This is a genomic window from Bacillus sp. N5-665, assembly GCF_022637375.2.
GTDB classification, from domain to species: Bacteria; Bacillota; Bacilli; order Bacillales; family Bacillaceae_G; genus Bacillus_A; species Bacillus_A wiedmannii.
The window spans coordinates 567,105-575,000 of sequence record NZ_CP093325.1 but is presented as its reverse complement, the minus strand read 5'-3'; the positions used below and the strand labels follow the sequence as shown (position 1 = coordinate 575,000).

At 36.9% G+C, this 7,896-nt stretch carries 10 protein-coding genes (1 of these 10 cut by a window edge); 4 read left to right on the top strand and 6 right to left on the bottom strand.

What is annotated here, in order from left to right; genetic code table 11:
* Positions 1 to 631, top strand: the 3' portion of a protein-coding gene (locus tag MNO09_RS05185) for a potassium channel family protein (RefSeq protein ID WP_000842340.1). 365 nt of this gene lie to the left of the window's left edge; only the last 631 of its 996 coding nucleotides appear in the window; its start codon lies beyond the left edge, outside the window; the stop codon is at positions 629 to 631.
* Here the strand turns inward: MNO09_RS05185 and MNO09_RS05180 are convergent.
* Both MNO09_RS05180 and MNO09_RS05175 read right to left on the bottom strand, forming a co-directional pair.
* Positions 618 to 1,031 (bottom strand): YugN-like family protein, encoded by a 414-nt coding sequence (locus MNO09_RS05180; RefSeq protein WP_000612345.1) that lies wholly within the window; start codon positions 1,029 to 1,031, stop codon positions 618 to 620. The genes MNO09_RS05185 and MNO09_RS05180 overlap by 14 nt on opposite strands.
* A 107-nt stretch (positions 1,032 to 1,138) precedes the next feature.
* A complete protein-coding gene (locus tag MNO09_RS05175) occupies positions 1,139 to 2,491 on the bottom strand; it encodes a glucose-6-phosphate isomerase (protein WP_000103651.1) in 1,353 nt (450 codons plus the stop codon).
* Positions 2,492 to 2,765: 274 nt separating this feature from the next.
* Here MNO09_RS05175 and MNO09_RS05170 point away from each other — a divergent pair, with 274 nt between their 5' ends.
* Positions 2,766 to 2,999, top strand: coding sequence for a DUF378 domain-containing protein (locus MNO09_RS05170; protein ID WP_000105789.1), 234 nt, complete (start codon positions 2,766 to 2,768; stop codon positions 2,997 to 2,999).
* A 112-nt stretch (positions 3,000 to 3,111) separates the two neighbouring features.
* On the opposite strand, the gene yugI is transcribed toward MNO09_RS05170, so the two are convergent.
* The 3 genes from yugI to MNO09_RS05155 all read right to left on the bottom strand — a co-directional run bounded on the left by yugI (position 3,112) and on the right by MNO09_RS05155 (position 5,393).
* Complete coding sequence (yugI, locus tag MNO09_RS05165) at positions 3,112 to 3,456, bottom strand: S1 domain-containing post-transcriptional regulator GSP13 (RefSeq protein WP_000003766.1); 345 nt, start codon at positions 3,454 to 3,456, stop codon at positions 3,112 to 3,114.
* Positions 3,457 to 3,708: 252 nt separating this feature from the next.
* Positions 3,709 to 4,899: an aminotransferase gene (locus MNO09_RS05160; protein WP_000808542.1), complete on the bottom strand. Its 1,191-nt coding sequence runs from the start codon at positions 4,897 to 4,899 to the stop codon at positions 3,709 to 3,711.
* Positions 4,896 to 5,393 carry an Lrp/AsnC family transcriptional regulator gene (locus tag MNO09_RS05155; protein ID WP_000255701.1) on the bottom strand — a complete coding sequence of 166 codons (498 nt, stop codon included), beginning with the start codon at positions 5,391 to 5,393 and terminating at the stop codon, positions 4,896 to 4,898. The genes MNO09_RS05160 and MNO09_RS05155 overlap by 4 nt, the downstream gene beginning before the upstream one ends.
* Before the next feature lie 265 nt (positions 5,394 to 5,658).
* Here MNO09_RS05155 and MNO09_RS05150 point away from each other — a divergent pair, with 265 nt between their 5' ends.
* Both MNO09_RS05150 and MNO09_RS05145 read left to right on the top strand, forming a co-directional pair.
* Positions 5,659 to 6,651 carry a 2-hydroxyacid dehydrogenase gene (locus MNO09_RS05150; RefSeq protein ID WP_070169192.1) on the top strand — a complete coding sequence of 331 codons (993 nt, stop codon included), beginning with the start codon at positions 5,659 to 5,661 and terminating at the stop codon, positions 6,649 to 6,651.
* A 109-nt stretch (positions 6,652 to 6,760) separates the two neighbouring features.
* A complete protein-coding gene (locus MNO09_RS05145) occupies positions 6,761 to 7,600 on the top strand; it encodes an alpha/beta fold hydrolase (protein WP_001015205.1) in 840 nt (279 codons plus the stop codon).
* A 29-nt stretch (positions 7,601 to 7,629) separates the two neighbouring features.
* On the opposite strand, the gene MNO09_RS05140 is transcribed toward MNO09_RS05145, so the two are convergent.
* On the bottom strand, positions 7,630 to 7,881 hold the full coding sequence (locus MNO09_RS05140; RefSeq protein WP_000537642.1) for a YugE family protein: 252 nt from the start codon (positions 7,879 to 7,881) through the stop codon (positions 7,630 to 7,632).
* Positions 7,882 to 7,896: the final 15 nt, after the last annotated feature.

The window sequence follows — 7,896 nt, the reverse complement described above, 5'->3', positions numbered from 1 at the left end:
GAACGAACGGGCAAAACATGTTGTAAAACAAATGCACATCTTACAACCGAACCTTGATATCGTGTTAATTGATGAAACACTTTCTTTACTTCCAAAACCATTTCATCATTTAGAATTTATAAAGGGTTGCCCGCATCACGATCAAACTTTATTAAAAGCTAATATTACAACTGCTCACACTATATTAATAACAGCTGATAAAGAAAAAAATGAAAGCTTAGCAGATACACAGTCCATTTTAAATATTTTAACTGCAAAAGGTCTCAACCCAAACATTCACTGCATCGCTGAACTTCTTACTTCTGAACAAATACAAAATGCAACGAGAGCTGGTGTATCAGAAATTATAGAAGGAAATAAATTAACGAGCTACGTATTTACCGCTTCTCTTTTATTCCCTTCCATTTCAGGCGTACTATTCTCACTTTACGATGAAATCTCTGATAACAAATTACAACTGATGGAGCTTTATCCTTCCTGCACTGGACAAACTTTTGCAAATTGTAGCTATACTCTTTTAAAGCAAAATATTCTCTTACTAGGTATAAAACGCGACGAACAATATATGATTAATCCAGTCCATTCCTTTGTTCTCATTGAAAGCGACATACTCATTGTTATTCACCATTAAGAAAATGTTTTTCTAGTTCCTGCATGAGCACTTTCCCAATATTGATATATTTTCTTTTCACATCTCCATCTGGATCTTTCGGCTCAGCAAATTGATCCATTCCACTCGTTCCAGCCGTTAAAGTATTTACGTGATCATCTAGTTCGTCTTGATATACGTGCGAAAGAATATAAGGCGTTCCAAGACGGACTATTACACCAGGTACATCTAGCTCTCCATCTACTGCTGTAAATGGCACTCGCAGAAATTGATAGCCATCTTCTTCATCAATTTTATAATCAAAGCATCCTTTATTGTAATCCCAATTGCCACCAATGCTATACCCAAGTGGCTTCATTATCTCTTCTAACTTATATAACGCATATGTACGTCCTTCTAAATTTGATTGAATCGGAATCAAGCCCATCCCTCCTAGACTTTTTCTTTAGCATACCCACTCTAGTTTGAATATATTGATGGACTTTTCGATAAAATAATAAAAAGCGACCGGAATCCGGTCGCTTTTTATTATTTTAAACGCTCTTCTAATTCTGCTTTTAACTCTTCAAATCCTGGTTTACCAAGTAAAGCAAACATGTTTTTCTTGTATGCTTCTACTCCTGGTTGGTCAAATGGATTTACGCCTAATAAGTAGCCGCTCATCGCACATGCCTTTTCGAAGAAGTATACAAGGTAACCGAATGTGTACTCATTTAATTCAGGGATATTTACGATTAAGTTTGGTACTCCACCATCGCTATGTGCAAGTAATGTACCTTCGTATGCTTTTGTGTTTACGAAGTCTACAGTTTCACCAGCAAGGTAGTTTAATCCATCTAAATCGTTTTCTTCTGATTCAATTGTTAGTTCATGTGTAGATTTACCTACTTTCAGAACTGTTTCGAATAAGTCACGACGACCTTCTTGAACGTATTGACCTAATGAGTGTAAGTCAGTTGAGAAGTTTGCTGAAGATGGGAAAATACCTTTTTGATCTTTTCCTTCACTTTCACCAAATAACTGTTTCCACCACTCAGAGAAGTATTGAAGTGCTGGCTCATAGTTAACAAGCATTTCAATTGTTTTTCCTTTATTGTATAAAGCATTACGAACTACTGCATATTGGTAAGCTGGGTTTTCTTCTAGTTCTGATGTACCGAAGTCACCATGACCAGCAGCTGCACCTTTCATCATCTCTTCAATATTTAAGCCACTTACTGCGATTGGTAATAAACCAACTGGCGTTAATACAGAGAAACGGCCTCCAACATCATCTGGAATAACGAATGTTTCGTAACCTTCGTTATCAGCTAATGTTTTTAATGCACCACGTGCTTTATCTGTCGTTGCATAAATACGTTTGCGAGCTTCTGCTTTTCCATACTTTTCTTCTAATAACTTACGGAAAATACGGAATGCTAGTGCCGGCTCTGTTGTTGTACCTGATTTGGAAATAACGTTAATAGAGAAGTCTTTACCTTCTAATACGTCCATTAAATCTTTCATGTAAGTGGAGCTAATGTTTTGTCCAACAAATAGCACTTGTGGAGTTTTACGTTGTTCTTTAGATAGCGTGTTGTAGAAAGAATGGTTTAACATTTCAATTGCTGCACGTGCTCCTAGGTAAGAACCACCGATACCTACAACAAGTAAAATGTCAGAGTCATTTTTAATTTTTTCTGCGCATTTTTGAATGCGAGCAAATTCTTCTTTGTCATATTGAAGCGGAAGGTCTACCCATCCAAGGAAATCGTTCCCAGCTCCAGTTTTTTCGTGGATTGCATGATGTGTTACTTTCACTGCATCACGTAAATAAGTGATTTCATGTTCACCGATGAAGGATAACGCTTTAGAATAGTCGAACGTTACATGTGTACTCATCTTTTTCCCTCCAATAATGTATATGTATTTCTGTATTCACTTTAGCGAAACTGAAGTTGTAAATCAAGCGATTCAACAATTGTAAACGTAACCAAAATATATTTTTTAGAAAAAGTTCATTTTTTGCATAAAAATTCGCATTTTTCGGTATAGATGTATATACATCCTTTTTCTTATATTTTTTATGTATAAAAACAACATAACTACGCCATTCTATAAAGGAGTTAATTAACTCATCGCTTGCTCATGCTTCACAATTAAGGGGGGCTTTTTCATGAGTACTCTGCAACGTATCGCATTAGTCTTTACTGTAATTGGTGCTGTTAACTGGGGACTGATCGGGTTCTTCCAGTTTGACTTAGTGGCTGCCATTTTCGGTGGACAAAATTCAGCTCTTTCCCGTATTATTTACGGCATCGTTGGTATTTCTGGGCTTATCAATCTTGGTTTACTCTTTAAACCATCAGAAAATCTTGGCACTCACCCAGAAACGAACGAAATTCGCTAGTCAGTATGTCCTTACTTCACCTCCGACATACGAATATGATTGCATGCAATCATATTTGCAAATATATATCATAAAACAAAGTAAAAGAGGAACGCTCATATGCGCTCCTCTTTTACTTTGTTACCTCGGACTCTTCAATCCATTCTGTTAGCTTTTTTCGCAGCGTATTAAATCCGTTCTCAGATGGATTCGGTATAAGAATCCGTCCTTGTTTTCTTTTCGCCGCTTTTAACGATAAACTCATTTTTCTGTGTTCTTCATCAATTGAAAGTACTTTTACTTCTACTGTATCGCCGACTTTTAAAAAGTCATGAATATCCTTTACATATCCATTTGTAATTTCAGATATATGCACAAGCCCTTGTGTTTCTGCATCTAACGCTACAAATGCTCCGTAATCTTGAATCCCAGTCACTTTCCCTGTTACAACCACTCCAGTTGTATATTGTTCTGACATATGAAACACTCCCATACGTTTACCATTTTCTCTACAATTGTAGATAGCAAAGCAGATGATTTATTGTTAAATATCCGATTAGTTAGTACGTACCCTAACTAAAGCTACTCAGGATACGCATACCTTATATTAGTAAATTATACCACTATGACAGAACTCATTCAAAATTAACGAAAAATTTCCTAGAGTACGTATAATTCTCCAATATTGGGATAGAATACTAACACATGGCTTTCTAGTATTCCCCCCCTTTTATGGACAAAACGTATTCTGTTTTGTCCTTTTTTTATTTTCTACAAACCGTTCCATTCTCTTCATTGCTTCCATAAGTTGTTCAAGCGATGTTGCATACGAGCAACGAATAAATCCTTCGCCACTTTCGCCAAATACACTTCCAGGTACAACAGCCACCTTTTCTTCTAATAATAACTGTTCTGCAAATTCTGCCGAAGATAGTCCAGTTGAAGAAATCGAAGGAAAGACATAAAATGCTCCGCCTGGCACATGACACATTAAACCCATTTCATTAAACGATGTCGTCATAAAATTACGGCGTTTCTTATAACTGTCTCTCATCCGAATTACTTCATCATTCCCCGCGCGTAACGCTTCAAGTGCTGCGAACTGAGACATTGTCGGTGCACACATCATGGAATATTGATGAATTTTGAGCATTAATTCCGAAAATTGAACAGGAGCTGCAATCATACCGAGGCGCCACCCTGTCATTGCAAACCCTTTTGAAAATCCTGAAATTAAAATTGTATGCTCACGCATATTTTTAATACTCGCGAAACTTGTATATACTTCGTCGTATACAAGCTCTGCATAAATTTCATCAGATAATACGATTAAATTGTACTTCTCAACAATGACTGCTATTTCTTCAAGCTCGGATTTATTTAACATTGCACCTGTTGGGTTATTTGGTGAACAAAGCAAAATTGCCTTTGTTTTCGCTGTAATAGCTGCTTCAATTTGTTCTGGTTGTACTTTAAACTCGTTTTCTAAAGTCGTTGCCACAGGAACCGGAACTCCTCCAGCTAATGTCACAAGCGGTGCATAAGAAACGAAACTTGGTTCAATAATGAGTACTTCATCATCAGGATTTATAATGGCGCGCATCGCTACATCTAACGCCTGACTCGCTCCAACTGTAACAATGATTTCATCGTTTGGATCATAAGATACTGCAAATTGTTTTTTTAGATACTTTGCTATTTCTTGACGGAGTTCCAATAATCCTGCATTTGCTGTATACGACGTATATCCTTGTTCTAAAGAACGGATGCATGCTTGCCTTACATTCCAAGGTGTAACAAAGTCAGGCTCTCCTACTCCAAGAGAAATAACACCTTTCATATTTGCTGCTAAATCGAAAAACTTTCGAATACCAGATGGTTGTAAAGATTCTGCCGTTCTAGATAGTTCAAATTGCTTCATGGTGTCACCACAATGCGCTTATCATCATCGTTTTTTTCATAAATAATTCCCTCATGTTTATACTTTTTCAAAATGAAATGCGTTGTTGTAGAAACGACAGATTCAATTGTTGCTAATTTCTCAGAAACAAACATCGCTACTTCTCCCATTGTCTTTCCTTCTAATGTAATAGAAAGATCATATGTCCCTGACATTAAATACACAGATTTCACTTCTGAATAACGATAAATTTGTTCAGCAACCGCATCAAACCCAACGCCGCGCTTTGGCGTAACTTTCACATCGATCATCGCCGTTAAACCTGTATGTTCTTTCACCTTCGTCCAATCGATATGTGTTACATAATCCACAATAATCTTTTCCGCTTCTAATTTTTCAACCATCTTCTTTACTTCTTCTACTTCTATATTTAACAGCTTCGCTAATGTATCTACAGATAATCGACTACTTTTTTCAAGACAAGCTAATAATTCTAATTCCTTTTCTGTCACCATATAAATCATCCTTCCTTTTCGTTTGTGTCTAAATTATACAAATACCCTTTCCAGTTTGAAAAGAAGATTTTTTTAGTGAATTATGTCAAAATAAAGTGAAACTTTAATTCATGGAAAGGTTCACCCCATGGATTATTAGTTGAACCAATCGGGCTTTTACGAGCAGTTGATCTCCCACCTCACTTCTTTGCCTCAACCGTCTTTTTAGGTGGGAGTCTTACTGCTCGTTAAAGCGGGGTAAAGTGAAACTTTAATCAGCGGAAAAATGCGTGATAAAGCGAAAGGGGATGGAACCGTGAAACCAAAAATTTATATTGCTGAACCAGTTCCAACATTTGTAGAAAACTATTTATTAGAACACTGTGATTATGAAAAATGGGAGCAAAATGAGAAGGTACCTCGTGATGTCCTATTAGAGAAAATACAAGATAAAGATGGATTATTAAATTTCGGATCTGCTATTAATGAAGAATTATTAGCTGTAGCTCCTAACTTAAAAGTAGTAAGCAACATTTCTGTCGGTTACGATAATTTTGATTTACAAGCGATGGAAAAGCGAAATGTAATCGGAACGAATACACCATATGTATTAGATGATACAGTAGCGGACCTTGTTTTCGCTCTTATGTTATCTGCTGGTCGACGCGTTTGCGAACTCGACTCCTACGTGAAAAATGGTGAATGGAACGCCGAAATTGGAAAAGAGCACTTCGGACTGGATGTACACCATAGTACAATCGGTATTATCGGAATGGGGCGAATTGGAGAAGCCGTTGCAAAACGAGCGAAATTCGGATTTGATATGAATGTTCTTTATTATAACCGTCGCCGTAAAGAAGAAGCAGAGCAACAATTCGATGCTACATATTGTGATTTACAGACGCTACTCAAACAGTCTGACTTTATTGTCCTTCTTACTCCATTAACAGATGAAACGTATCATCTTATCGGAGAAAAAGAATTTTCATTAATGAAAGAAACAGCAATCTTTATTAATGCTTCTCGCGGGAAAACAGTAGATGAAGAAGCGTTAATCCATGCGTTAACCGAAAAGAAAATCTTTGCAGCAGGCATTGATACGTTTACACAAGAGCCGATTCAAAAAGATAATCCGCTCCTATCATTACAAAATGTTGTGACTTTACCACACATCGGATCTGCAACATTAAAAACTAGGCAGCAAATGGCTATGACAGCCGCTGAAAATTTAGTTGCAGGGTTACAAGGAAAAACACCGCCTAATATTGTTCGTGGGTAATAATAAATAAGCGAAAGGCAAGATGACATCGTCATCTTGCCTTTTTTTGTTAACATATTTTTTTCTTCCTTGGAAATGATATGAACAAAAATCAATGGAGTGACAAAAAATGAATCACGAATATACTTGTCCTTATTTCACTTTTTCCACTCGCGGCACTACTATTCATTACGAATTGTATGAACATGACAACAAAACGGAACGTCCTACTTTCGTACTCGTTCACGGCTTTTTATCTTCCTCATTCAGTTACCGCCGCCTCATTCCTTTATTATCGAAAGCAGGAACAGTACTAGCTCTTGATTTACCACCGTTCGGAAAAAGTGATAAGTCTCATCTCTTTAAGTATTCTTATCATAATTTAGCAACGGTTATTATCGATTTAATTGAACATTTATCTCTCTCAAATATTGTGTTAGTTGGGCATTCTATGGGTGGACAAATTTCTCTCTACGTAAACCGTATACGCCCTGAATTAATCTCAAAGACAATTTTACTATGCAGCTCTAGCTATTTAGCACGAGCAGCCTTACCTTTACTGTACTCTTCTTATTTACCGTTCTTTCATTTATACGTAAAGAACTGGATTATACGGCGCGGGATTGTTCATAACTTAATGAATGTCGTTCATGATCACTCATTAATTGACGATGAAATGAAGGAAGGTTACTCCGCTCCTTTTTATGACAACCGTATATTCCCTGCTTTAACTCGTATGATAAGAGACCGTGAAGGTGACTTATCTTCAACTGAATTACAAAAAATAGAAACACCTACACTACTCATTTGGGGTGAAAAAGATCGTGTCGTCCCTGTACATGTAGGTCATCGGCTACACAAAGATTTACCAAATTCGAAATTTATTTCTTACGAAAACACAGGACATTTACTACCTGAAGAAAAACCTGAACATGTTTATGAAGAAATCATTGCGTTTTCCGCGCAATAATGTAAAAGGCTGTCGGAAATTCCGACAGCCTACAATGAACAACTTCCGCCTTCTTTTATTACAAGTAATTCCACAGCTAACTTCTCACATTTTTCAAGCGCAGGTACTTCCTCAAAAGACATAAAGTATATATGTTGAATCTTTTTTGCGATGTACTTTGGGTCGTCGAACACACTTACGACATTCACAACATCGCTCGCTTCTGTTTCATAAAACTCCGGTCCCATTTGAAACGGATCCCAATTCTTCACAACCTCTATCATCTTTTCATATGTACCCATTCGCTTCCCGCCTTT